Here is a 21,862-nt window from a genome sequence, read left to right on the forward strand (position 1 = left end):
CCTCCAGCCGCTCGACCCCGGCGCCCGGATGCTGGCCGTCGTCACGCCGCGGCGCATCGCCGGCTACCGCACCGAGGACGGCGACCTGCGCTGGGTGCTGCCCGCGCGGGAGGGCTGCGCCTTCGAACCGGCCGCCTTCGCGCGACGGGGCGGCGTCCTCCTCGTGGCCCAGCCCTGCACCGATTCCGCGATCGCCTGGAGCGAGCGGATCATCGCCGTCGACGGCCTGGGCAGGGTCGTGCCGGGGCGTACGCCGCTGGGCAACGGCATGCCGCGCGCGGGGCTGCGCACAGGCGTGGAAAAAGAGCTTGCATCCCACCGTTAAACTGGCTCGTATGACGTTTCTTCTCTGGGTGCATTAGCGGCGCCGACCGGCCCTCGCCCTGGCCCTTGCTCGTCAGTCAGCCGTTAATCCTGTCCTGGAGTCCCCGTGATCACCGCATCCGGTATCGAACTGCGCGCCGGCGCCCGCATCCTCATCGAGAACGCCAGCTTCCGAGTCGCCAAGGGCGACCGCATCGGCCTGGTCGGCCGCAACGGAGCGGGCAAGACCACCCTCACCAAGTGCCTGGCCGGTGAGGGCATCCCGGCCGGCGGCACCATCAGCCGCTCCGGCGAGGTCGGCTACCTGCCGCAGGACCCGCGCACCGGCGACCTCGACGTGCTGGCCCGCGACCGCATCCTGTCGGCCCGCGGCCTCGACACCCTGATGCGCAAGATGCGGGAGAACGAGCAGCGCATCGCGAACGGCTCGGGCGCCACGCAGGCCAAGGCCCTCAAGCAGTACGAGCGCCAGGAGACGGAGTTCCTCACCAAGGGCGGGTACGCCGCCGAGGCCGAGGCCGCCACCATCGCCGCCGCGCTCAACCTCCCGGACCGGGTGCTCGGCCAGCCCCTGCACACCCTCTCCGGCGGTCAGCGGCGCCGCATCGAGCTGGCCCGCATCCTCTTCTCGGACGCGGACACCCTGCTCCTCGACGAGCCGACGAACCACCTGGACGCGGACTCGATCGTCTGGCTGCGCGACTACCTGAAGACGTACAGCGGCGGCTTCATCGTGATCTCCCACGACGTCGACCTGGTCGAGACGGTCGTCAACAAGGTCTTCTACCTGGACGCGAACCGCTCCCAGATCGACGTCTACAACATGGGCTGGAAGCTCTACCAGCAGCAGCGCGAGGCCGACGAGAAGCGCCGCAAGCGCGAGCGGCAGAACGCCGAGAAGAAGGCCGCGTCGCTGAACGCGCAGGCCGACAAGATGCGCGCCAAGGCGACCAAGACGGTCGCCGCGCAGAACATGGCGAAGCGCGCCGACAAGCTCCTCGCGGGCCTGGAGGCGGTGCGGCAGAGCGACAAGGTCGCCAAGCTGCGCTTCCCCGAGCCGGCGCCCTGCGGCAAGACGCCGCTGATGGCCGAGGGCCTGTCGAAGTCGTACGGCTCGCTGGAGATCTTCACCGACGTCGACCTGGCCATCGACAAGGGCTCCCGCGTCGTCATCCTCGGACTGAACGGTGCGGGCAAGACCACCCTGCTCCGCCTCCTCGCGGGGACCGAGAAGCCCGACACCGGTCAGGTCGTCGAGGGCCACGGCCTCAAACTCGGCTACTACGCGCAGGAGCACGAGACCCTCGACCCCGAGCGCACGGTCCTGGAGAACATGCGCTCGTCGGCCCCCGACCTCGACCTGGTCGAGGTCCGCAAGGTGCTCGGTTCGTTCCTGTTCTCCGGCGACGACGTCGACAAGCCCGCCGGAGTCCTCTCCGGCGGCGAGAAGACCCGCCTCGCGCTCGCGACGCTGGTCGTCTCGGCGGCCAACGTGCTGCTCCTCGACGAGCCGACGAACAACCTCGACCCGGCCAGCCGTGAGGAGATCCTCGGCGCGCTGCGCACCTACAAGGGAGCGGTCGTCCTCGTCACGCACGACGAGGGCGCCGTCGACGCGCTCCAGCCGGAGCGGATCATCCTGCTCCCGGACGGCGTCGAGGACCTCTGGGGCCAGGGCTACGCGGATCTCGTCGCACTCGCCTGACCTCCTCGGGGAGGCCGGCCGCAGGGGCGGAAAGGCGTCAGCACGGCTTGATCGAATGACTGATCCACTCCGTATGGATCATTCGGCCGATCCGTGATCCTTCATCTGAGTGAGATCGCCTCGTACTGCGGTGTGTCATACATGGATTTCACCGCGGCGTCGGCCGTACAGCCCTTGCGGCGCCTGGGTAGTCGCTGACCTGCCGGTTCTTTCGAACGGGTGCTTCCGGTCGTGGCGAAAGGCCTCCGGAACCTCATGTTCCACTCGTGTGGATCGCCTTCCTGCCCGGAATTCCGGGCCTACGGACCTTGCCGAATGGGTGGCCAGGAAGGCGGCGAGGGGTGATCATGGGAAATCCAGAGCGCACTTCCCATGAGGAGGCACGGGTGGCCGAGACTCTGAAGAAGGGCAGCCGGGTAACCGGCGCCGCGCGCGACAAGCTCGCGGCAGACCTGAAGAAGAAGTACGACTCCGGTGCGAGCATCCGGGCACTGGCCGAGGAGACCGGCCGCTCGTATGGCTTCGTCCACCGGATGCTCAGCGAGTCCGGGGTCACGCTGCGAGGTCGCGGCGGGGCCACGCGAGGCAAGAAGGCGGCGGCGAGCTAGCTCGCTCCGTCCTGTCTTCCCTCGTAGTCACACATGGCTCGTCCGTTCACTGGCTCCGTCGGTGACCACCCGGTCGGTCGGCTGATCGACCGGGTGGTTACTGTGCAGTCACTTACGCTCTCGCGTTGCTGATGACTGCGCAGACCCGGAGGTCCAGATGACCATGCCCGCACCCCTGCTCGACAAGGACGGCGTACGGCTCACCGTCGACGACGCGATCGCCACGGTGACCCTGACCAATCCGGACAAGCGCAACGCCCAGAGTCCCGCGCTGTGGCGGGCGTTGACCGAAGCCGGCAGGTCCTTGCCCGGGTCCGTGCGGGTCGTGGTGCTGCGCGGTGAGGGCAAGTCCTTCTCCGCCGGCCTGGACCGTCAGGCGTTCACGCCCGAAGGGTTCGACGGCGAGCCGTCCTTCATCGACCTGGCACGCGGCGCCGACGACGTCCTCGACACGACGATCGCCGAGTACCAGGACGGTTTCACCTGGCTGCGGCGCAGCGACATCCTGTCCGTCGCCGCGGTCCAGGGCCATGCGATCGGTGCGGGGTTCCAGCTCGCCCTCGCCTGTGACCTGCGCGTCGTCGCCGACGACGTGCAGTTCTCCATGCGCGAGACCAGCCTGGGCCTGGTCCCCGACCTCACCGGGACGCATCCGCTCGTCTCGCTCGTCGGCTATGCGCGGGCCCTGGAGATCTGTGTCACCGGGCGGTACGTCCACGCGGACGAGGCCGTCGCCAGCGGCCTGGCCAACGTGGCGGTCCCGGCCGAGCAGCTGGACGCCGCGACGCAGGACCTCGTCGCCGCGCTCGTGGCCGCGCCGCGGGACGCCGTGATCGAGACCAAGGCGCTGCTCCAGGGCGTCGGCGGCCGGTCCCTCGACGAGCAGCGGGCCGCCGAGCGGGCCGCGCAGGGCCGGCGTCTGCGGGACCTGGCCGGCCTGGGGGAGTGACGCCCCGGCGGCGTACGCCGTCCGTTCTGTCGCGGTGCGGCGCGTCCGTCACGTCGACGCGACCTCCGTCACCAGCACCGTGACCGTCGGCCGGTCCGGGAGCGCCTTCGGCACGGCCTCCCGGACCGCACCCGCCACCGTCAGCGCCCGGTGCCCCGGCCCCACCGCGAGCTCCACCCGCACGTGGCGGCGCGGCAGCGACGTCGCCGCATCCGGCTCCTCGATGTGGACCGCCCGGCCGAGACCGCCCAGGGCACCGGTCAGCCGGGCGACCCCGGGAACCGCGAGGGCGGCCGCCGCGACCCGCTGCTCGTCGCCGCTGAGCGAGGGGGACGCCGGCCCGGAGGCGGGGGCCGCGGGCTCCGCCGGCTCCTCGCCCCTCTCGCCCCTCTCCGCCTTCTTCTCCGTCGGCTCCATCGTCTCCGTCGGCCGGTCCGGCGCCTCGTCCAGCAGCGCCGTGACCTGGAGGTCGACCTCCGTCACCACCAGACCGAGCCCTTCGCCCGCCGCCTCCGCCAGCGCCGTGCGCAGCCGGGCGGCGGCCTGCGGCAGCGGCTCGGCCGCCGTCGCCGCGCACTCCGCCACGATCCGCAGCGGACCCGGCGGCAGCGCGCTCGGCGGGGCCGGGACCGTGGACGCGTACTCGCCCTCGGGGTCGGCGAGCGCGAGGCGCAACGACCCGAGGCGCACGCCACGGACGGCGGACACCGCCCGGCGCAGTTCCGCCACGGCCGCCGGTTCCGCGATCCATGCCCCGTCACCCGGTCCGCCCAGCGGCAGCAGCCTGCCGAGCCCGAGCTGTTGCCGTACTGCCTGTGCCCATCGGTCAGCCGTCATGGCCCCAGGCTGCCTCATCCCGGGCGCGGCTCCGGGTAACCGCACTTAGTGTGGGCAAAAGAAAGCAGCACCCGCAGGGAGACCGCACCTCACAGAGGGGACACCCCCGATGAGCGACACCGCACAGAAGCCGGGTGAGACACCCGCGACGCCCAGCAGGACCAACGTGACCAAGCGAGGCGGCGGCGACCCCGCGAGCCGCGGCCGTACCACCATCGCCGACGGCGTCGTCGAGAAGATCGCCGGGCTCGCCGCCCGCGACGTGGTCGGCGTCCACGCGATGGGCAGCGGCCTGTCCCGTACGTTCGGGGCGGTGCGCGACCGGGTACCCGGTGGCACCAAGTCCGTGTCGCGCGGCGTGAAGGCCGAGGTCGGCGAGGTGCAGACCGCGCTCGACCTGGAGATCGTCGTCGAGTACGGGGTGTCGATCGCGGACACCGCGCGCGCCGTGCGCGAGAACGTCATCGCGGCCGTCGAGCGCATGACCGGGCTCGAGGTCGTCGAGGTGAACATCGCCGTCAGCGACGTGAAGCTGCCGGACGAGGAGGACGAAGAGCCGGAGTCCCGGCTCCAATGACAACCGGTGGCATCCGGTGACAGCAGGGTCCGCACCCCGGGCACGCAGCCGTAGGAGGAACGCACGATGAATCTGGCCGTGATCGGCATGATCGCCGGCATGGCCCTGGGATTCGCCGGATACTTCGGCGGCTTCGGGGCCTTCCTGCTGGTGGCGGCGCTCGGCGCCATCGGCTTCGTCGCCGGCCGGTTCCTCGAAGGGGACCTGGAACCCGGCGAGTTCTTCCGCATGCGCGGCGACCGGCGGCGGTGACCGATGGCGACACAGGTCGCGCCCGCCGAGCGCGGCGCGACCCGGATCGCCGACCGGGTCGTCGCGAAGATCGCCGCGTACGCGGCACGTGAGGCACTGGGCGCCGTTCCCGAGGACGGTGCGCCGCCGCACGCCACCGTCAGCGTGCACCACGACACCGCCCGCGTCCGCATCAGCCTGGAGCTCGACTACCCGGCCGACATCGGCGCGCAGTGCGGTGCCGTGCGTCACCAAGTGGCGGAGCGGGTAAGGACGTTGGCGGGAATGGAGGTGCCGGAGGTGGCCGTCCAGGTGGAGCGGCTGCACTCGGCACAGACGCGCGGTACGGACCGGGGGAGGATCCGGTGAGCGAGCCCACCCAGCCGGTGCCCGTCGTCGAGCGGGCCGGCACCGACCTCGGCGACCAGTCGGCGTCCGCCGCCTCGTACGAACCGCACCCCACTCTGGAGGGCGAGGAGAAACCCGCCCGGTTCTGGTCCCACCGCCGCATCCCCGCGGCACTCGCCGCACTCGTGCTGCTCGGCGGCGTGGGCGTCCTCCTCTACGACATCGCGGCCGTCCGTGCCGGACGGTCGGCCATGGAGTGGCGCAGCAGCCTCGCCCGGGAGCTCGCCGAGCGGCCCCTCGACGACACCGGCGTCCTGGTCGGGGCGGGGGTCGCCGTCGCCCTCGGGATCTGGCTGCTGGTCCTCGCCGCGACGCCCGGCCTGCGCGGCGTCCTGCCGATGCGCCGCACGCACACCGACGTCCGCGCCGGTCTGCACCGGGACGCCGCCGCGATGGTGCTGCGCGACCGGGCCATGGAGGTCTCGGGCGTGCAGTCCGTACGGGTCCGGATGAAGCGCTCCAAGGTGGAGGTGCGGGCCGTCTCGCACTTCCGTGAACTCGACGACGTACGGGCCGATCTGGACACCTCGCTGGGCGACGGCATCCGGGAGCTGGGTCTTGGCAGCGCCCCGGGGCTCTCCGTGCACGTGGCGCGGCCCGGCCGGAAGGGATGAACGGCGTGCTCAGGACCGTGAACCGGATCGTGCTCGGCCTGCTCGGCCTCGTCCTGGTGCTCGGCGGCGGCTCCGTGCTCGCCGTCGGGCTCGGGGTGAAACCGCCGTCCTGGTGGATCCACGACGGCAAGGACGACGTCCTGCTGAGCGTCGCCGACCGCAACCGCTGGCGCGATGACGGCTGGTGGTGGCCGACGGTCATCGCCGTGCTCGGCGTCCTGGTCCTGCTGGCCCTGTGGTGGCTGGTGGCGCAGCTGCGGCGGCGCCGTCTCGCCGAGGTGCTCGTCGACACGGGCGACGGTGAGGGCGCGCTGCTGCGCGGCCGGGCGCTGGAGGGCGTGCTCGCGGGCGGGGCCGAGGCGCTCGACGGCGTGGAGCGGGCCGGGGTCCGCCTCACCGGCCGCCGCTCGACCCCGCAGGCCCGCGTCGCCCTCACCCTCCAGCCGCACGCCGCCCCCGGCGAGGCCCTGCACCTCCTGAGCGAGGACGCCCTGGCCCAGGCAAGAGACTCGGCGGGCCTGGCCGAACTCCCGGCAGAAGTACGCCTCCGAGCGGTCAAGCACCGCGCGGAGAGGGTGAGTTGAGCCACTCAAGCCCGTCCGCCGCCTGGGGACGATCCCGCCCACCAAGCTTGCGCGCCGATCGGCGACGAGCCCGGTCAACCAAGCGCGCCGCCGATCGGCGACGAGCCTGGCCACTCAAGCCTGCCGTCGATCGAGGTCGAATCCGGTCAATCAAGTCACCGTCGATCGGGTCGAGCCCGGCGACTCAAGCCCGCCGTCGATCGAGGTCGAGCTCAGGCCACTCAAGTCCGCCGTCGATCGAGGTCGAGCTCAGGCCACTCAAGTCCGCCGTCGATCGAGGTCGAGCCCAGTCAACCAAGCCCGTCCGGCGATTGAGGACGAGCTCAGGCCAACCAAGTCCGCCGTCGATCGAGGTCGAGCTCAGGCCAACCAAGTCCGCCGTCGATCGAGGTCGAGCCCGGTCAACCAAGCCCGTCCGGCGATTGAGGACGAGCCCGGAGGGCGATCGACGGGAGCGCAGCCCCGTGCACCCACGCCGCGACGGACGCTCAGAACCCGTGCCGGTACCCGCCGTCCACCGGCAGCATCACCCCGGTCAAGTAGGAAGCCGCGGGAGACAGGAAGAACGCCGCGGCCCGCCCGAACTCCTCCGGAGCCCCGTACCGCCGCAACGGAATCCGCGACTCGTTCGCGGCCCGGGTCGCCTCGGGATCGGCCGAGAACCCGTCCAGCTCGCGCACGCGATCCGTGTCGATGCGGGCCGGCAGCAGCCCGACCACCCGGATCCCGCGCGGCCCCAGCTCGTCCGCGAGGGACTTGGCGAACCCGGCGAGCCCCGGACGCAGCCCGTTCGAGATGGTCAGGCCCGGGATCGGCTCGTGCACGGAGCCGGAGAGCACGAACCCGATGACGCCGCCCTCGCCCAGCTCGGCCGCGGCCGCCCGGGCGAGCCGCACCGCCCCGAGGAACACCGACTCGAACGCCGACGTCCACTGCTCGTCCGTGTTGTCGGCGACGAAGCCGGGCGCGGGCCCGCCCACACTGACCAGAATCCCGTCGAACCCGCCGAACTGCTCGCGCGCGACGGCGATGAGCCGCTCCGCGATGCGCGGATCGGCGTTGTCGGCGGCCACCCCGATCGCGTTCGGCCCGAGCTGCGCCGCGGCGTCCTTCGCCTTCTGTTCGTCGCGGCCGGTGATGACGACCTTCGCGCCGTCGGCGACGAGCTCGCGCGCGGCGGCGTTGCCGAGGCCACGGGTGGCGCCGGTGACTACGTAGACACGGTCCTTCAGTCCAAGATCCATGGTCCTATCCTGCCTCTCCGTCCCGGGCCGTGCCGAACAGGGTCAGCGCGGTGCCGACGAGACCGATGTGGCTGAACGCCTGCGGGAAGTTGCCGAGCTGGCACTTGCCCACCGGGTCGTACTCCTCGGCGAGGAGCCCCACGTCGTTGCCGAGGGCCACCAGCCGTTCGAACAGCTCGCGCGCCTCCTTCGTGCGGCCCGTCATGTGCAGTGCGTCCGCCAGCCAGAACGAGCAGACCAGGAAGGTGCCCTCGCGCCCCGGCAGCCCGTCGACGGCCGTCTCGTCCGAGCTGTAGCGGCGCAGGAAGCCGTGGTGGGCCAGCTCCGTGCGGACCGCGTCGACCGTGCCGACGACCCGCGGGTCGTCCGGCGGCAGGAACCCCACGCGGGGGATGAGGAGCAGCGAGGCGTCGAGCTCCGTCGAGCCGTAGAACTGGGTGAAGGTGCCGCGCTCCGCGTCGAAACCGCGCTCGCAGACGTCGCGGTGGACGTCGTCGCGCAGTTTGCGCAGCCGGTCGAGGTCGCCGGGCAGCTGCGGATCGTCCTCCAGGGCGCGCACGGTGCGGTCGGCGGCGACCCACACCATCACCTTGGAGTGCACGAAGTGCCGGCGCGGCCCGCGCACCTCCCACAGCCCCTCGTCGGGCTCGCGCCAGGCGTCCTCCAGGAAGTCGAGCAGCGCCAACTGCAGCCGCCAGGCGTGCGGCTGGGCCTTGAGGCCGGACCGGCGGGCGAGGGCCAGGGAGTCCACGACCTCGCCGTACACGTCGAGCTGGAGCTGCTGCACGGCGTCGTTCCCGGTTCGTACGGGACGGGAGCCGTGGTAGCCGGACAGCCACGGCAGCTCGTGCTCGGGCAGCCGCCGCTCGCCCGCGAGCCCGTACATGATCTGCAGGTCGGCCGGGTCCCCGGCGGCGGCCCGCAGCAGCCAGTCGCGCCACGCCTCGGCCTCGTCCAGATAACCGGCCGACACGAGGGCGCCGAGGGTGAGGGTGGAGTCGCGCAGCCAGCAGTAGCGGTAGTCCCAGTTCCGTACGCCGCCGATCTCCTCCGGCAGGGAGGACGTGGGGGCCGCCACGATGCCGCCGGTCGGCGCGAAGGTGAGGGCCTTGAGCGTGAGCAGGGAGCGCAGGACGGCCTCGCGGTGCGGGCCCTCGTAGCGGCACCGGTCGGACCAGGCCCGCCAGTCCTCCAGGCTGTGCCGCAGCGCCTCGTGCGGGTCGACCAGCGGCGGGCGGTCCTCGTGCGAGGGGTGCCAGGTCAGGACGAAGGCGACCTGCTCGCCCTGCTCGACGGTGAACTCCGAGTGCGTGGAGAAGGACTCGCCCCAGGTGCGGACGGCGGGTTCGCTGCGCAGCCACACCGAGTCCGGGCCGGCGACGGCGACCCGGTGCCCGTCGGCGCGCCGCATCCACGGCACGACGGACCCGTAGTCGAAGCGCAGCCGCAGCGTGCCGCGCACGGTGACGCGTCCGCTGAGCCCTTCGACGATGCGGACGACGTCCGGGGCGCGGTCGCGCTGCGGCATGAAGTCGGTGACCCGGACGCTGCCCTCGTCCGTCTCCCACTCGGTGTCGAGCACCAGGGAACCGGGCCGGTAGGCGCGGCGGGTGCAGTCGCCGGCGCCCACGGGGGCGAGCCGCCAGTGCCCGTTCTCGTCGTCGCCGAGCAGCGCGGCGAAGCAGGCGGGCGAGTCGAACCGGGGCAGGCAGAGCCAGTCGACCGACCCGTTCCGTCCGACGAGCGCGGCGGTCTGGTGGTCACCGATGAGGGCGTAGTCCTCGATGGGGTGATGCATACGGATCCGTATGCCCCGATAGGGGCGCGGAGAACTGCGCGGTCGACCACACGCAACCGGCACGAGACGGCGGAGGTCTGCCAGGCAGACGAACGGGGCGACGCGGGCTCAGCCCACGGCGGCCGGCACCTCGTCCACGGCCCCGGTCTCCTCCTTGCGCCGCCGGTCCCGCAGCTCCCGCCGCAGCAGGACCACCCACCCGGCGGGCACCGCGGCGGCGAACAGCCACCACTGGTACGCGTACGCGAAGTTCAGCGCCGCGTCCTCCTTGCCGGGGCGGCCGAGCAGCTCGGGGGTGTCGTTCTTGGAGTCGGGGGCCGTCTGCGCGATGTACCCGCCGAGGACCTGCGCGTCCAGGCGCCGCGCCTGCTGCTCGCTGTTGATCAGCATGATCTGGCGGTCGGGCAGGCCCTTGAGGTTCTTGATGCCGCTCGCCGCGGTCGTCTCGTCGGGCATCAGGCGCCCGGAGACCGTGACCTCGCCGCGCGGCGGCGCCGGGATCTTAGGGAAGGCGGTCTGGCTCGGGCCGTCGGCGGGGATCCAGCCGCGGTTGACCAGGAGGACCTTGCCGTCCTTGAGGACGAACGGCGTCAGGACGTGGTAGCCGACCGCGTCGTCGGAGTTGGTACGGCGGCGGACGACGACCTCGTCGTCGGTGTCGAAGCGGCCCTGCGCGGTCACGGTGCGGTACCGCTCGCTCCTGGTGACGGCGTGGCCGGGGGAGGCCAGCTCCTCCACGGGTACGGGCTTCGCGTTGAGCGCGTCGGTGACCAGCTGGTTCCGTGCGGTGCGCTCGTCGTAGCGGTGCATCTGCCAGATGCCCAGCCGGATCATCGTGGGGATGAGGACGAGGGCGACCAGCGTGAGGATCACCCACTGCCGGGTCAACAGGAAGCGGTACACCCCATGACGGTACAACTCCGTCATGGGGTGTCATCCACGGGGTGCCATCAGGGGGTGCGCCCGCCCGTGGCGACGCGGCGCGGGGCGGGGCTCAGACCTTGTCGACGATGCCCACCTTCCCTTCCGCGCGGGAGCAGTGCGCCCCGCAGAACCAGTGCCCGTCGACCTCGACGCCCTGCCCGATGATGCGGCACCGGCAGTGCTCGCAGATGGGCGCCATGCGGTGGATGGCGCAGGAGAAGCAGTCGAAGACGTGCACCGCGCCCTGCGCGTGCACCTCGAAGGACATGCCGTAGTCGTTTCCGCAGACCTCGCAACGTGCCATGCGCCACAGGGTGGGGGCCGGGGCTCCGGGTGGCGAGCGGGCGCGGGGCGAGTCGCCCCGCAATCACCCGACAATCACCCGTCTGTCCCTCGGACGGCCCTCGGTCGTCCGTACCGGTCGTCCGTACCGGTCGTCCGTACCGGCCGTCCGTCCGGATCGTCCGCGCTCAGGCCTTCTCCGCGGGCGCCACGTCCTGCAACAGCTGCCCGAACGCCGCCTCGTCCACCACCGGCGTCCCGAACTGCTTCGCCTTCACGGCCTTCGACGTGTACGAGTCGGGGTCATTGGTCACGAGCAGGCTCGTCAGCCGCGACAGGCTCGTCGCCACGTGCAGCCCCGCCTCGACGGCCCGGTCCTCCAGCAACTCCCGCTCCACGGACGTGTCGCCGGAGAAGGCGACCCGCATGCCCTGCTTGAGCGGTTTGCCCGGTTCGTAACGGCCGGGGTTCGGGTACGGGCAGGCGGGCCGCTTGCGCGAGGGGCGCCAGGAGCCGGCCCCGCCGCCCCGGTACGACGACTGCGGCTGGCGCGGCACCGCCCCCGACGCGCCGTCGGTCCACTCGGTGAGCGGCCTGCACTCCAGGAGCGGCAGCCGGACATTGCCCGCCGCGGCCGCGCGCAGGCTCGGGCGGAACGCCTCCGCGAGCACGCGTGCGTCGTCCAGCGCGTGGTGCGCGCGCTCCTGCACGACCCCGAAGTGCGCGGCGAGCGACTCCAGCTTGTGGTTGGGCAGCGGCAGGCCCAGCTCCTTGGAGAGTGCGATGGTGCACAGCCGCTGGCGGACCGGGGCGGTGCGCTGCGCGCGGGCGTACTCACGGGCGATCATCGACCAGTCGAAGACCGCGTTGTGCGCGACCAGGACGCGGCCGTCGAGACGCGCGGCGAACTCCTCGGCGATCTCCGGGAACAGCGGCGCCCCTTCGAGCACGTCCGTCGTCAGGCCGTGGATCCACACCGGGCCGGGATCGCGCTCCGGGTTGACCAGCGTGTACCAGTGGTCCTGGACCTCGCCCTGCGCGTCGAGCCGGTAGACGGCAGCGGAGATTATCCGGTCGTCCCTGGAGAGGCCGGTGGTCTCCACGTCGACGACCGCGTATCCCTGCGGGTACGCGATCGGCCAGGGGGCTGCGGACGCTGGCGTCGGGCGGTCTTCGAGCATGGTCCCTGAGGATACGGGCCGTCACTGACACTTCGGTCGCCGCCCGCCCCTCGACCGCCCGTCCGGGTCAAGTGCCCGGTTCCAGGAGTGACTTGACCAGCGCGCGCACGGACAGGGTGAAGAGCCGGTCGGGATCGACCGGTCCGGCGAGCGCGCGGGCCAGCGCCGCGTCGTCCTCGGCGGTCGCGGCGTCCCACAGCTCCTCCTCGCCCGGCCGCTGCACCGGAGCCCGCTCACGATTCCGCTCGATCAGGACAAATCCGACGACCTGGAACTGCACCGCCCGGACGGCCTCGGCGGCGCGGGCGCCCCGCAGTCCGGCCGCGTGCACCTCGTGCACCAAGGTGCGCTGCGCGGGCAGGAACATCCGCTCGGTCAGGCCGCGCTCGTGCACCATCGCCACCAGATGCGGATGGGCGCGCAGCTGCCGGCGCAGCGCCCGCGCGACGGAGACGATCCGCTCGGCCGGGCCGGCGCCGCGCGCACGGATCGCGCCGAGGTCGGCGACGGTGCGCTCCACGAGGGCGTCGAGCAGGGACTCGCGATTGCCGACGTGCCAGTAGATCGAGGTGACCGCCGTGCCCAGCTCGGCGGCGAGCTTGCGCATGGTCAGCGCCTCGGGGCCGTGCTGCTTGACCAGCTCCGCGGCGGTCGCGAGCACCTCGTCCCGGGTGAGCGGTGCGCGTGCCATCTTCCTCGCCCCCTCGACGACCGGTCGCCGACTCCCGTACGTGCACGTGTCTTTACCCTTCATCGACGTCGGTGTAACTGTGTTACAGGCGCCTCGCGAACGACCTCCTGAAAGCCATCACCGGTTTCGAGAAGGGCGGCACGACATGGCACGCGTACGGTACGGAGCGCGCACCGAGGCGGAGATCACCGCCGCGCGCACAGCGAGCAGCAAGCTCCCCGACATCTGGTCCACCGGCGTGGTCGCCGTGTGGGAGTCCGACCCGGACGCGGTGGCCGCGGTGCTCCCGCCGCCGCTCAAGCCCACCGCCCGCCCCCTGGTGCGGGCCAACATCAGCAAGGTCGACCTGCCGGGCTACCCGCTGGGTGCCGGGTCCGTGGCCGTCGCCGCCGAGCACGGGGGAGTGGCCGGCTGGTATCCGCTCGTCATGCCGATGACGCACGAGCGGGCCCTGATCGGCGGCCGTGAGGTCTTCGGCGAGCCCAAGAAGCTCGGCGAGGTCACCGTCGAGCGCGACGGGCTCGTGGTGCGGGCCGCGCTCGCCCGGCACGGCATCGCGTTCGTGGAGGTGCGCGGCGCGGTCAGCGGCAGCCTGCCGCTGCCCGAACCGACGCAGAAGACGGACTTCTACTTCAAGTTCCTGCCGGCCGTGGACGGGTCGGGCTTCGACGCGGACCCGGTCCTCGTGCACTGCCTGCGCAACGAGAAGGTCAGGAAGCTGGAGGCGGTCACCGGCGACGTCGTCCTGCGCGAGTCGATGTACGACCCCGTCGCCGACCTGCCCGTGCGCACCCTGGTCGAGATCACCATCGGCGAGAAGACCACCGACCAGAAGGGCCGGGTCGCCGAGCGGGTCAGCGCCCAGGCCCTGCTCCCGTACATCCACCAGCGCTACGACGACCCCCAGCAGATCCTCGACGGCCCGCCCGAGGGGAGCGTGTGACATGGAGCTGACGGAGGGACAGGTCGCCGTCGTCACGGGCGCGGCGAGCGGCATCGGGCTCGCGATGGCCCGGCGGTTCGCCGCCGGTGGCCTCAAGGTGGTCCTCGCCGACGTCGAGAAGGGCGCCCTGGAGGCCGCGGCCGCGGGACTGCGGGCGGACGGGGCGACCGTGCACGCGCGCGTGGTCGACGTCGGCGAGCGCGAGCAGGTCATGGCGCTCGCCGAGGACACGTACGCCACGTTCGGCGCGTGCCACGTGCTGTGCAACAACGCGGGCGTCGGCTCCGGCGCCGAGGGCCGCATGTGGGAGCACGAACCCAACGACTGGAAGTGGGCGTTCGACGTCAACGTGTGGGGCGTCTTCCACGGCGTCCAGGCGTTCGTACCGCGCATGATCGCGGGCGGCGAGCCCGGCCACGTCGTCAACACGTCCTCCGGGGACGGCGGCATCGCCCCGCTGCCGACGGCCTCCGTGTACGCGGTCACGAAGGCGGCCGTGGTCACGATGACGGAGTCGCTGTACGCCCATCTGAAGGCGGAGCACGCGCGCGTGGGCGCCTCCGTCCTCTTCCCGGGCCCCCACATGCTGCGCACCGGCCTGTGGGAGTCGCACCGCAACCGGCCCGACCGGTTCGCCAAGGAGCGCCCCCGCAGGACGCCGTACCGCAGCCTCGACCAGTGGGAGGCCGCCATGAAGGCGGCGGGCAAGGAGGTCGAGTTCACGCCCGTGGAGCAGGTGGCCGAGCTCGTCGCCGACGGCATCGCGGCCGACCGGTTCTGGCTGCTCCCGGAGAGCGAGCACAGCGACCGGCAGATCAGGGCGCGCTCGCAGTCGATGCTGGACCGGGCGAACCCGGCCTACCTGGAGAGCTTCATTCTCGACTGACTCCCCGAGGGGGTACGCACGATGAGCAACCAGGACCCGTACCTGATCATCTCCTCCGACTGCCACGCCGGACTGCCCACCGAGGAGTACCGGCCCTATCTGGACAGCCGTTTCCATCGCGCCTTCGACCAGTTCCTCGGCGAGCGCGACAAGCGCCGTGAGGAGGCGACGCGGCTCGGCATCCGCAACGACGCCTTCGCCGCGAAGTGGTTCGCCGACAACGAGGAGGGACTGCGCGGCGGCTGGGACGCCGCGCAGCGCCTCAAGGAGCTCGACGGCGACGGCGTGGCCGCCGAGGTCGTCTTCCCCGACGCGGACGCCGTGGACAGTCAGACGGCGGCGCCGTTCGGTGTCGGGCTCGGCCTCTCCGGTGACCAGGACCCCGAACTCGGCATGGCCGGCGCCCAGGCGCACAACCGCTGGCTCGCCGAGTTCGTGGGGCAGAACCCCGAACGGCACTGTGGTGTCGCCCTGTTGCCGATCACGGCCGATCCGGACAAGGTCGTCGCCGAAGTGCACCGCGCCAAGGAGTCGGGGCTCGGCGCCCTGATGATCCCGTCGATGTGGGTCGACAAGGACCCGTACCACGCACGTCGTTACGACCCCGTGTGGGCGGCGGCCGCCGAGTGCGAGATGCCTGTGGTGACGCATTCGGGGGCGGCGCCGCGCCACGAGTACGGCGACCACCTCGGCATCTACGTAAGTGAAGTGACCTGGTGGCCCGCCCGCCCCTTGTGGTTCATGTTGTGGTCGGGCGTCTTCGAGCGGCATCCAGGGCTGAAGTTCGGCGTCGCCGAGTCGGGCTGCTGGTGGCTGCCCAACCTGCTGTGGTTCATGGACCGCCTCTACCTGGGCGCCCACGGCGGCAAGAAGCTCTCCCCGTTCGCCGAGCTGAAGCGCCCGCCGCACGAGTACCTCGACCGGCAGATCTTCGTCTGCGCCACCAACACCAAGCGCCGCGAACTCGCCCAGCGCTACGAGATCGGCGTCGACAACATCCTGTGGGGCAGCGACTTCCCGCACCCCGAGGGGACGTGGCCCGACACGCGCGCGTGGCTGAAGAAGACCTTCCACGACATCCCGGTGGCGGAGACCCGCCGCATGCTGGGCCTGGCCGCGGCCGAGGTGTTCGGCTTCGACACCGGGAAACTCGCCCCGCTCGCGCAGCGCATCGGTCCGACCCCGGCCGACCTCGGCCAGGACGCCGACCAGAGCGCCGTGGAAGCGTCCTGGGCGCGCTCGCGCGAGGTGGGCCGGCACTGGCTGACCGACCACGACTTCCCGACGCTTGGGGTGACTCCATGACCGCACCTGAAGAGCGCTACACGGTCATCTCCGCGGACTGCCACGCGGGCGCCGACCTCCTCGACTACAAGCCCTACTTGGAGTCCGGGCACCACGACGCGTTCGACGCGTGGGCGGCCACGTACGTGAACCCGTACGAGGACCTCCTCGCCGACACCGCCGACCGCAACTGGAACTCCGACCGGCGCATCGCCGAGCTGGAGCGGGACGGCATCGTCGCCGAGGTCGTCTTCCCCAACACCATCCCGCCGTTCTTCCCGTCGGCCTCGCTGATGGCTCCCGCGCCCAGCCGCGAGGAGTTCGAGCAGCGCTGGGCCGGGCTGCGGGCCCACAACCGGTGGCTCGCGGACTTCTGCGCCGCCGCCCCGGGACGCAGGGCGGGCGTGTTCCAGATCCTCCTCAACGACGTCGACGAGGCGGTCAAGGAGATCCGCTGGGCGGCCGGGGCGGGCCTGAAGGGCGGCCTGCTGCTCCCCGGCACCCCGCCCGGCTCCGGCCTCCCCGAGCTCTACTCCGCCGCGTACGACCCGATCTGGCGGGTCTGCGCCGAACTCGGCGTGCCGGTCAACCACCACGCGGGCTCGGCGTCCCCGCCGCTCGGCGACGAACCGGCGGCCCGCGCCGTCTTCATGGTCGAGACGACGTGGTTCTCGCACCGCGCCCTGTGGCACCTCGTCTTCGGCGGCGCCTTCCGCAAGCACCCGGACCTGAAGCTGGTCCTCACCGAGCAGGGCTCGGGCTGGATCCCCGGCGTCCTGGACATGCTGGACTACTACCACGGGCGCCTGGTGGCCGCCGCGACGAAGGCGACGGCCTCGACGGCGCAGACCGCCGAGTCCAAGTTCGGCGCGGGGCTCGCCGAGTCGATGGGCAAGGGCCCCTCCACCGTGTGGCGCGAGAACTGCTACGTGGGCGCGAGCTTCATGCGCCCGCACGAAGTGCCGCTGCGTGACCGGATCGGCCTCGACAAGATCATGTGGGGCAGCGACTACCCGCACGACGAAGGCACCTACCCGTACACGCGCGAGGGCCTGCGCATCGCGTACGCGGGGCTGCCGCGCGAGGAGATCGCCGCGATGGTCGGCGGCAACACCGCCCGGGTCTACGGCTTCGACCTCGACCTCCTCGACCCGATCGCGGCCCGCGTCGGCCCGACCGTCGCCGAACTCGACGAGCCGCTCAAGGAGCCGCCCGCGGACGCGACCAGTCCGGTGTTCGCGACGGGAGGGTCGGTACGGGTCTGGTGACGCGACGGCTGCCATGCTCGCCCCGTGACCGAACCCACCCGTGAGAACACCCACGACGAGGCCCACGGCGGCGGGCTCGGCGCGCGGCTGAACTGGCTGCGCGCCGCCGTCCTCGGCGCCAACGACGGCGTGGTCTCCACCGCGGGCCTCGTCGTCGGTGTCGCCGGGGCCACCGACGACCGCTCCGCCCTGCTGACGGCCGGACTGGCGGGGCTGCTCGCCGGATCGATGTCCATGGCCGCGGGCGAGTACGTGTCCGTGTCCACGCAGCGCGACTCCGAGAAGGCCGCGCTCGCCGCCGAGCGCCGGGAGCTTGCAGCGGATCCCGAGGCCGAACTCCGGGAACTCACCGGCCTGTTGGAGCAGCGCGGCCTCAGCCGCGAGGTCGCCAGGGAGGCCGCCGAGCAGCTCACCGCGCGCGACGCCCTGCGCGCCCACGCGCGCGTGGAGCTCGGGATCGACCCCGACGCCCTCACCAACCCCTGGCACGCGGCGTGGGCCAGCTTCCTCGCCTTCACGGCGGGCGCCCTGCTGCCGCTGCTCGCCATCGTCCTGCCGCCCACCGGCCTGCGCCTCCCGGTCACGGTCGGCTCGGTCCTGGTGGCGCTCGCGTTCACGGGCTGGGCCAGCGCCCGCACGGGCAGCTCCGCCGTCCGCCCCGCGATGCTCCGGAACGTGGGCGGGGGAGCACTGGCGATGGCCGTCACGTACGCGGCGGGGTCGTTGCTGGGGGCTGCGGGTGTCTGACGCCTACCGCCGGTAATACTTGTCGGTAACAACCCCTAGCCGACGCCCGTCACCTGCCCTTACCGTGCTCGCATGTCGTCGCCGAACCTGCCCGATGTCGTGCTGTGGTCGATACCCGCCTTCGTGCTGCTCACGGTCATCGAGATCGTGTCCGTACGCATCCATCCCGACGAGGACGATGCCGGGTACGAGGCCAAGGACGCGACGACCAGCATCACCATGGGGCTCGGGAGCCTCTTCTTCGACTTCCTGTGGAAGATCCCGATCGTCGCGATCTACACGGCGGTCTACGAACTGACGCCGCTGCGCGTGCCCGTGCTGTGGTGGACGATCCCGCTGATGCTGCTCGGCCAGGACTTCTTCTACTACTGGTCGCACCGCGGGCACCACGTCATCCGCATCCTGTGGGCCTGCCACGTGGTGCACCACTCCAGCCGTAAGTTCAACCTCTCCACCGCGCTGCGCCAGCCCTGGACGAGCCTCACCTCGTGGCCGTTCTACCTGCCGCTGATCGCGTGCGGCGTGCACCCGGCGGCGCTCGCGTTCTGCTCGTCGGTCAACCTCGTGTACCAGTTCTGGATCCACACCGAGCGCATCGACAAGCTGCCCAGGCCGCTGGAGTTCGTCTTCAACACGCCCTCCCACCACCGGGTCCACCACGCCTCCCAGGGCGGCTACCTGGACCGGAACTTCGGCGGGATCCTGATCGTGTGGGACCGGCTCTTCGGCTCGTGGGCGGCCGAGGTCGAGCGGCCCGTCTTCGGACTCACCAAGAACATCACCACCTACAACCCGCTGCGCGTGGCCACCCACGAGTACGCCGCCATCGCCAAGGACCTGAAGACGGCCGACAGTTGGGGCGAGCGGGCCGGACGGGTCTTCCGGGGCCCTGGCTGGCAGCCCGCGGCCGGGAGCACGCCGCAGGACGAGCAGAAGGCCGCGAAGAAGGCGGACGAGACGGCCGGCGAGACGACCGGCGAGACGGCCGGCGAGAAGGTTGCCGAGGGCGCCGCGTGAACCTCCCCCGCGTCCTGCGCACCGCCTTCCTCGCCCTGTGCGCCGCCGACCTTGTCGCGCTGCTGGCCGACGTCGACGTCGCGCACACCGTCCTCAAGCCGCTGCTGATGCCCGCCCTCCTCGCGTACGCCGTCGCGAGCGGCGGACCCCGGCTCCTGTGCGGCGCCCTGCTGTTCGGGTGGGGCGGCGACGTCCTGCTCCTCTTCGACCAGGACGCCGCGTTCCTCGCCGGAATGGGCAGCTTCGCCGCCGGACACGTCTGCTATCTGATCCTCTTCCGACGTCAGGGGACGCCGCTCCCGCGCGGCTCGATGCTCGGCGTCGTGTACTGCGTGGTGCTCACCACGACCGTCGCCTCGCTCTGGCCGGACCTGCCGGCCGGCATGCGGGTGCCGGTCGCCGTCTACAGCGTGCTGCTGACCTGCATGGCGTTCGGGGCGGCCCGGCTCGGCCCGGTGGCGGGCGTCGGCGGCGCGCTCTTCCTGCTCTCCGACTCGCTCATCGCCATGGGCGTCGCCGACTGGCCGGCGCTGCCGCAGTCCGACTTCTGGGTGATGCTCACCTACGTGGCGGCGCAGTTCCTGCTGGTGCAGGGCGCCCTCGGGGAGCGGAGGGCGCCCTGGGCGGCGTACCGTGACATGCGCGCCGAAACCCGGCGCAGCCCTCTCTGAGCAGCACAAAGGAAACACCCGCATGCGCGCCACCACCATCCACGCCCCGTTCGACATGCGGGTGGAGGACGTCCCCGACCCCGTCGTCGTCCTGCCCACGGACGCCGTCGTGCGCGTCCTGCGCGCGTGCGTCTGCGGCAGCGACCTGTGGGCCTACCGGGGCGAGGCCAAGCGCGAGCCCGGCCAGCGCATCGGGCACGAGTTCCTCGGCCTCGTCGAGGAGACCGGCTCCGAGGTGACCGGCGTCCGGCGCGGCGACCTGGTGGTCGCCCCCTTCATGTGGTCGGACGGCGTGTGCGACTACTGCCGCGAGGGCCTCACCACGTCCTGCGAGCACGGCGGCTTCTGGGGCTCGGTCGGCTACGACGGCGGGCAGGGCGAGGCCGTGCGCGTCCCGTACGCCGACGGCACGCTCGTGCAGCTGCCGGCCGACGCCGCGTCCGACGACCACCTGCTGTCCGCCCTGCTGACGCTCTCCGACGTCATGGGCACCGGCCACCACGCGGCCCTCGGCGCGGGCGTGCGCCCGGGCTCGACCGTCGCCGTCGTGGGCGACGGCGCGGTGGGCCTGTGCGGCGTCCTCGCGGCCAAGCGGCTCGGCGCCGAGCGGATCATCGCGCTCGGCCGCCACCAGGCCCGTACCGACATCGCCCGCCGCTTCGGCGCCACGGACGTCGTCGCCGAGCGCGGCGACGCGGCCGTCGAGGCGATCCGCGCCCTCACCAAAGGCCAGGGCGCGCACGCCGTGATCGAGGCCGTCGGCACCGAGCAGTCCATGAAGACCGCGGTCGACATCACCCGGGACGGCGGCGCCATCGGCTTCGTCGGCGTCCCGCACGGCAGCGGCACCGGCCTCGACCTGGGCGTCATGTTCGACCGGAACATCGCGCTGCGCGGCGGCGTCGCCCCCGTGCGCACCTACATCCCCGAGCTGCTGCCCGACGTCCTGGACGGCACCATCGACCCGTCGCCCGTCTTCGACCTGACGGTCGGCATCGAGGGCGTGCCCGGCGGCTACAAGGCGATGGACGAGCGCACCGCCCTGAAGGTCCTCGTCACCAACTGACGGCGGGCCCGGGCCCTCACCAGCGGATCGGCAGCGGCAGCGCCGTCAGCACCGCCGACACCGCCACCACGACGCCCAGGACCACGACCTCCGCGCGCGCGGGCACGTACGCGGCCGTACGGTCCCGGGCCCCGCGCAGCCGGAACCTGGCGGCGAGGGCGAGCGCCGCGACGACCGCCACGAGGAGCACCTTCGCCAGCAGCGTGCGCCCGTAGGCGGTCGTCGTCAGCTGGTCGAGGACCGTGCCCGGCGGCATCCGGCGCAGCGTGCTGCACACCCCCGTCGCGGTGATCGCGGCGAGCAGCACCGCGGCCACGCGCGCGTAGCGGCCGAGCAGCGCCGTGCCCGCCTCGGGCGCGGTCCGCCGCCACTGGCGCAGGGCGCGCAGCACGTACAGCAGTCCGCCCGCCCACAGCGCGGCGCACGTCAGATGGACGAGGGTGAGCCCCGACCCGACGAGCGCGGTGTCCTCGGCCGGCGGATGGGCGCGCAGCGCCTCCGCGACGACCACGGCCGCCAGCGGCAGCAGGGCGGTGTCCGGGCGGCGCGAGCGGGCGCACAGGGCCGCCACCAGGAAGGCGTTGACCTCCAGGAGGGCGAGGGTGCCGTCGCGCGTCCCGTAGAGGCCGCCGATGTCGAGGTCGCCGACGCCGTGCGGGATCAGGTTCCCCGCGGCCACCACGGAGGCCAGGCCGAGGGCCGCCGCGAAACCCACCCATGCCGCGTACGGCGACCAGGTGCGCGGCACCGCCTGAGCGGGCGCCACCCGGCGGGCGAGGAACCCGGCGAACGCCTCGCCCAGCTGCACGCACAGCGCCGCGAACAGCACCGTCCGCAGCAGCGCGATCCCGCCGACGCCGGGCGCCGCGGCCTCGCCCGTGCCGTCGAGCGCCGCCTGCGGCCCGAACATCGGGACGAAGGTCGCGGCGGCGACGAGCACGACGGCGGCGACGGCGCGCCCGGCGCCGACGGGTCTGCGGCCGGGCACGGCGTCCGCCGCCGGCGCCGCGGGCATGTCGGTGG

The 21,862-nt window shown here is 72.5% G+C and carries 24 protein-coding genes and 1 pseudogene; 17 read left to right on the plus strand and 8 right to left on the minus strand.

What is annotated here, in order from left to right; translation table 11 throughout:
- From RBJ77_RS27310 to RBJ77_RS27325, 4 genes and pseudogenes are all read left to right on the plus strand, one after another.
- A pseudogene (locus RBJ77_RS27310) lies at positions 1–325 on the plus strand (hypothetical protein); the annotation flags it as partial.
- Between the two features lie 105 nt (positions 326–430).
- The gene (abc-f, locus tag RBJ77_RS27315) at positions 431–2,029 is read left to right on the plus strand and encodes a ribosomal protection-like ABC-F family protein (protein ID WP_372347458.1); all 1,599 of its coding nucleotides are present in this window, start codon (positions 431–433) and stop codon (positions 2,027–2,029) included.
- Between the two features lie 386 nt (positions 2,030–2,415).
- Positions 2,416–2,637, plus strand: a complete 222-nt coding sequence (locus RBJ77_RS27320; protein ID WP_018533414.1) for a helix-turn-helix domain-containing protein — start codon at positions 2,416–2,418, stop codon at positions 2,635–2,637.
- 157 nt (positions 2,638–2,794) lie between these two features.
- On the plus strand, positions 2,795–3,586 hold the full coding sequence (locus RBJ77_RS27325) for an enoyl-CoA hydratase/isomerase family protein (RefSeq protein WP_372347459.1): 792 nt from the start codon (positions 2,795–2,797) through the stop codon (positions 3,584–3,586).
- Between the two features lie 48 nt (positions 3,587–3,634).
- On the opposite strand, the gene RBJ77_RS27330 is transcribed toward RBJ77_RS27325, so the two are convergent.
- Entirely contained in the window at positions 3,635–4,423 is a 789-nt protein-coding gene (locus RBJ77_RS27330; RefSeq protein WP_372347460.1) for a nucleopolyhedrovirus P10 family protein, read from the minus strand.
- Between the two features lie 109 nt (positions 4,424–4,532).
- Here RBJ77_RS27330 and RBJ77_RS27335 point away from each other — a divergent pair, with 109 nt between their 5' ends.
- The 5 genes from RBJ77_RS27335 to amaP all read left to right on the plus strand — a co-directional run bounded on the left by RBJ77_RS27335 (position 4,533) and on the right by amaP (position 6,837).
- A complete protein-coding gene (locus RBJ77_RS27335) occupies positions 4,533–5,000 on the plus strand; it encodes an Asp23/Gls24 family envelope stress response protein (RefSeq protein ID WP_255966975.1) in 468 nt (155 codons plus the stop codon).
- A gap of 66 nt (positions 5,001–5,066) precedes the next feature.
- Complete coding sequence (locus RBJ77_RS27340; RefSeq protein ID WP_372347461.1) at positions 5,067–5,252, plus strand: hypothetical protein; 186 nt, start codon at positions 5,067–5,069, stop codon at positions 5,250–5,252.
- 3 nt (positions 5,253–5,255) lie between these two features.
- Positions 5,256–5,600 carry an Asp23/Gls24 family envelope stress response protein gene (locus RBJ77_RS27345; RefSeq protein WP_372347462.1) on the plus strand — a complete coding sequence of 115 codons (345 nt, stop codon included), beginning with the start codon at positions 5,256–5,258 and terminating at the stop codon, positions 5,598–5,600.
- Positions 5,597–6,253, plus strand: a complete 657-nt coding sequence (locus tag RBJ77_RS27350) for a DUF6286 domain-containing protein (protein WP_372347463.1) — start codon at positions 5,597–5,599, stop codon at positions 6,251–6,253. The genes RBJ77_RS27345 and RBJ77_RS27350 overlap by 4 nt, the downstream gene beginning before the upstream one ends.
- Positions 6,250–6,837: an alkaline shock response membrane anchor protein AmaP gene (gene amaP, locus RBJ77_RS27355; RefSeq protein ID WP_372347464.1), complete on the plus strand. Its 588-nt coding sequence runs from the start codon at positions 6,250–6,252 to the stop codon at positions 6,835–6,837. The genes RBJ77_RS27350 and amaP overlap by 4 nt, the downstream gene beginning before the upstream one ends.
- Positions 6,838–7,325: 488 nt before the next feature.
- Here the strand turns inward: amaP and RBJ77_RS27360 are convergent, their stop codons facing one another.
- The 6 genes from RBJ77_RS27360 to RBJ77_RS27385 all read right to left on the minus strand — a co-directional run bounded on the left by RBJ77_RS27360 (position 7,326) and on the right by RBJ77_RS27385 (position 12,957).
- Positions 7,326–8,081: an SDR family oxidoreductase gene (locus tag RBJ77_RS27360; RefSeq protein WP_372347465.1), complete on the minus strand. Its 756-nt coding sequence runs from the start codon at positions 8,079–8,081 to the stop codon at positions 7,326–7,328.
- Positions 8,082–8,085: 4 nt separating this feature from the next.
- Positions 8,086–9,879: a glycoside hydrolase family 15 protein gene (locus tag RBJ77_RS27365; protein WP_372347466.1), complete on the minus strand. Its 1,794-nt coding sequence runs from the start codon at positions 9,877–9,879 to the stop codon at positions 8,086–8,088.
- Between the two features lie 108 nt (positions 9,880–9,987).
- The gene (locus RBJ77_RS27370) at positions 9,988–10,782 is read right to left on the minus strand and encodes an SURF1 family protein (RefSeq protein WP_372347507.1); all 795 of its coding nucleotides are present in this window, start codon (positions 10,780–10,782) and stop codon (positions 9,988–9,990) included.
- Between the two features lie 91 nt (positions 10,783–10,873).
- Positions 10,874–11,107: a hypothetical protein gene (locus tag RBJ77_RS27375; protein ID WP_255966985.1), complete on the minus strand. Its 234-nt coding sequence runs from the start codon at positions 11,105–11,107 to the stop codon at positions 10,874–10,876.
- A gap of 166 nt (positions 11,108–11,273) precedes the next feature.
- Positions 11,274–12,266, minus strand: coding sequence for a DEDDh family exonuclease (locus RBJ77_RS27380; RefSeq protein ID WP_372347467.1), 993 nt, complete (start codon positions 12,264–12,266; stop codon positions 11,274–11,276).
- 67 nt (positions 12,267–12,333) lie between these two features.
- Positions 12,334–12,957, minus strand: coding sequence for a TetR/AcrR family transcriptional regulator (locus tag RBJ77_RS27385; RefSeq protein WP_372347468.1), 624 nt, complete (start codon positions 12,955–12,957; stop codon positions 12,334–12,336).
- A 145-nt stretch (positions 12,958–13,102) separates the two neighbouring features.
- On the opposite strand from RBJ77_RS27385, the gene RBJ77_RS27390 reads away from it, so the two are divergent.
- The 8 genes from RBJ77_RS27390 to RBJ77_RS27425 all read left to right on the plus strand — a co-directional run bounded on the left by RBJ77_RS27390 (position 13,103) and on the right by RBJ77_RS27425 (position 20,839).
- Positions 13,103–13,900 carry an acetoacetate decarboxylase family protein gene (locus tag RBJ77_RS27390; protein WP_372347469.1) on the plus strand — a complete coding sequence of 266 codons (798 nt, stop codon included), beginning with the start codon at positions 13,103–13,105 and terminating at the stop codon, positions 13,898–13,900.
- 1 nt (position 13,901) lies between these two features.
- A complete protein-coding gene (locus tag RBJ77_RS27395) occupies positions 13,902–14,786 on the plus strand; it encodes an SDR family NAD(P)-dependent oxidoreductase (RefSeq protein WP_372347470.1) in 885 nt (294 codons plus the stop codon).
- Positions 14,787–14,807: 21 nt separating this feature from the next.
- Positions 14,808–16,091, plus strand: a complete 1,284-nt coding sequence (locus RBJ77_RS27400) for an amidohydrolase family protein (protein ID WP_372347471.1) — start codon at positions 14,808–14,810, stop codon at positions 16,089–16,091.
- Positions 16,088–17,338 (plus strand): amidohydrolase family protein, encoded by a 1,251-nt coding sequence (locus tag RBJ77_RS27405; protein ID WP_372347472.1) that lies wholly within the window; start codon positions 16,088–16,090, stop codon positions 17,336–17,338. Before RBJ77_RS27400 ends, RBJ77_RS27405 begins: the two co-directional genes overlap by 4 nt.
- 24 nt (positions 17,339–17,362) lie before the next feature.
- The gene (locus RBJ77_RS27410) at positions 17,363–18,085 is read left to right on the plus strand and encodes a VIT family protein (RefSeq protein WP_372347473.1); all 723 of its coding nucleotides are present in this window, start codon (positions 17,363–17,365) and stop codon (positions 18,083–18,085) included.
- A gap of 72 nt (positions 18,086–18,157) precedes the next feature.
- Positions 18,158–19,102 carry a sterol desaturase family protein gene (locus tag RBJ77_RS27415; RefSeq protein WP_372347474.1) on the plus strand — a complete coding sequence of 315 codons (945 nt, stop codon included), beginning with the start codon at positions 18,158–18,160 and terminating at the stop codon, positions 19,100–19,102.
- The gene (locus tag RBJ77_RS27420; RefSeq protein WP_372347475.1) at positions 19,099–19,773 is read left to right on the plus strand and encodes a lysoplasmalogenase; all 675 of its coding nucleotides are present in this window, start codon (positions 19,099–19,101) and stop codon (positions 19,771–19,773) included. Before RBJ77_RS27415 ends, RBJ77_RS27420 begins: the two co-directional genes overlap by 4 nt.
- A 22-nt stretch (positions 19,774–19,795) precedes the next feature.
- The gene (locus tag RBJ77_RS27425; protein ID WP_372347476.1) at positions 19,796–20,839 is read left to right on the plus strand and encodes a zinc-dependent alcohol dehydrogenase family protein; all 1,044 of its coding nucleotides are present in this window, start codon (positions 19,796–19,798) and stop codon (positions 20,837–20,839) included.
- Positions 20,840–20,855: 16 nt separating this feature from the next.
- On the opposite strand, the gene RBJ77_RS27430 is transcribed toward RBJ77_RS27425, so the two are convergent.
- Positions 20,856–21,854, minus strand: a complete 999-nt coding sequence (locus RBJ77_RS27430; RefSeq protein ID WP_372347508.1) for a CopD family protein — start codon at positions 21,852–21,854, stop codon at positions 20,856–20,858.
- Positions 21,855–21,862: the final 8 nt, after the last annotated feature.

It is taken from the genome of Streptomyces sp. KL116D, assembly GCF_030766975.1.
Lineage (GTDB): Bacteria > Actinomycetota > Actinomycetes > Streptomycetales > Streptomycetaceae > Streptomyces > Streptomyces longispororuber_A.

Coding starts and splice junctions, on each gene's coding strand:
- RBJ77_RS27415 (WP_372347474.1), top strand. CDS start 18,158: ATGTCGTCGCCGAACCTGCCCGATGTCGTGCTGTGGTCGATACCCGCC.
- RBJ77_RS27385 (WP_372347468.1), bottom strand. CDS start 12,957: ATGGCACGCGCACCGCTCACCCGGGACGAGGTGCTCGCGACCGCCGCG.
- RBJ77_RS27365 (WP_372347466.1), bottom strand. CDS start 9,879: ATGCATCACCCCATCGAGGACTACGCCCTCATCGGTGACCACCAGACC.
- RBJ77_RS27395 (WP_372347470.1), top strand. CDS start 13,902: ATGGAGCTGACGGAGGGACAGGTCGCCGTCGTCACGGGCGCGGCGAGC.
- RBJ77_RS27335 (WP_255966975.1), top strand. CDS start 4,533: ATGAGCGACACCGCACAGAAGCCGGGTGAGACACCCGCGACGCCCAGC.
- RBJ77_RS27430 (WP_372347508.1), bottom strand. CDS start 21,854: ATGCCCGCGGCGCCGGCGGCGGACGCCGTGCCCGGCCGCAGACCCGTC.
- RBJ77_RS27375 (WP_255966985.1), bottom strand. CDS start 11,107: ATGGCACGTTGCGAGGTCTGCGGAAACGACTACGGCATGTCCTTCGAG.
- RBJ77_RS27405 (WP_372347472.1), top strand. CDS start 16,088: ATGACCGCACCTGAAGAGCGCTACACGGTCATCTCCGCGGACTGCCAC.
- RBJ77_RS27425 (WP_372347476.1), top strand. CDS start 19,796: ATGCGCGCCACCACCATCCACGCCCCGTTCGACATGCGGGTGGAGGAC.
- RBJ77_RS27400 (WP_372347471.1), top strand. CDS start 14,808: ATGAGCAACCAGGACCCGTACCTGATCATCTCCTCCGACTGCCACGCC.
- RBJ77_RS27380 (WP_372347467.1), bottom strand. CDS start 12,266: ATGCTCGAAGACCGCCCGACGCCAGCGTCCGCAGCCCCCTGGCCGATC.
- RBJ77_RS27360 (WP_372347465.1), bottom strand. CDS start 8,081: ATGGATCTTGGACTGAAGGACCGTGTCTACGTAGTCACCGGCGCCACC.
- RBJ77_RS27325 (WP_372347459.1), top strand. CDS start 2,795: ATGACCATGCCCGCACCCCTGCTCGACAAGGACGGCGTACGGCTCACC.
- RBJ77_RS27345 (WP_372347462.1), top strand. CDS start 5,256: ATGGCGACACAGGTCGCGCCCGCCGAGCGCGGCGCGACCCGGATCGCC.
- RBJ77_RS27340 (WP_372347461.1), top strand. CDS start 5,067: ATGAATCTGGCCGTGATCGGCATGATCGCCGGCATGGCCCTGGGATTC.
- amaP (WP_372347464.1), top strand. CDS start 6,250: ATGAACGGCGTGCTCAGGACCGTGAACCGGATCGTGCTCGGCCTGCTC.
- RBJ77_RS27330 (WP_372347460.1), bottom strand. CDS start 4,423: ATGACGGCTGACCGATGGGCACAGGCAGTACGGCAACAGCTCGGGCTC.
- RBJ77_RS27390 (WP_372347469.1), top strand. CDS start 13,103: ATGGCACGCGTACGGTACGGAGCGCGCACCGAGGCGGAGATCACCGCC.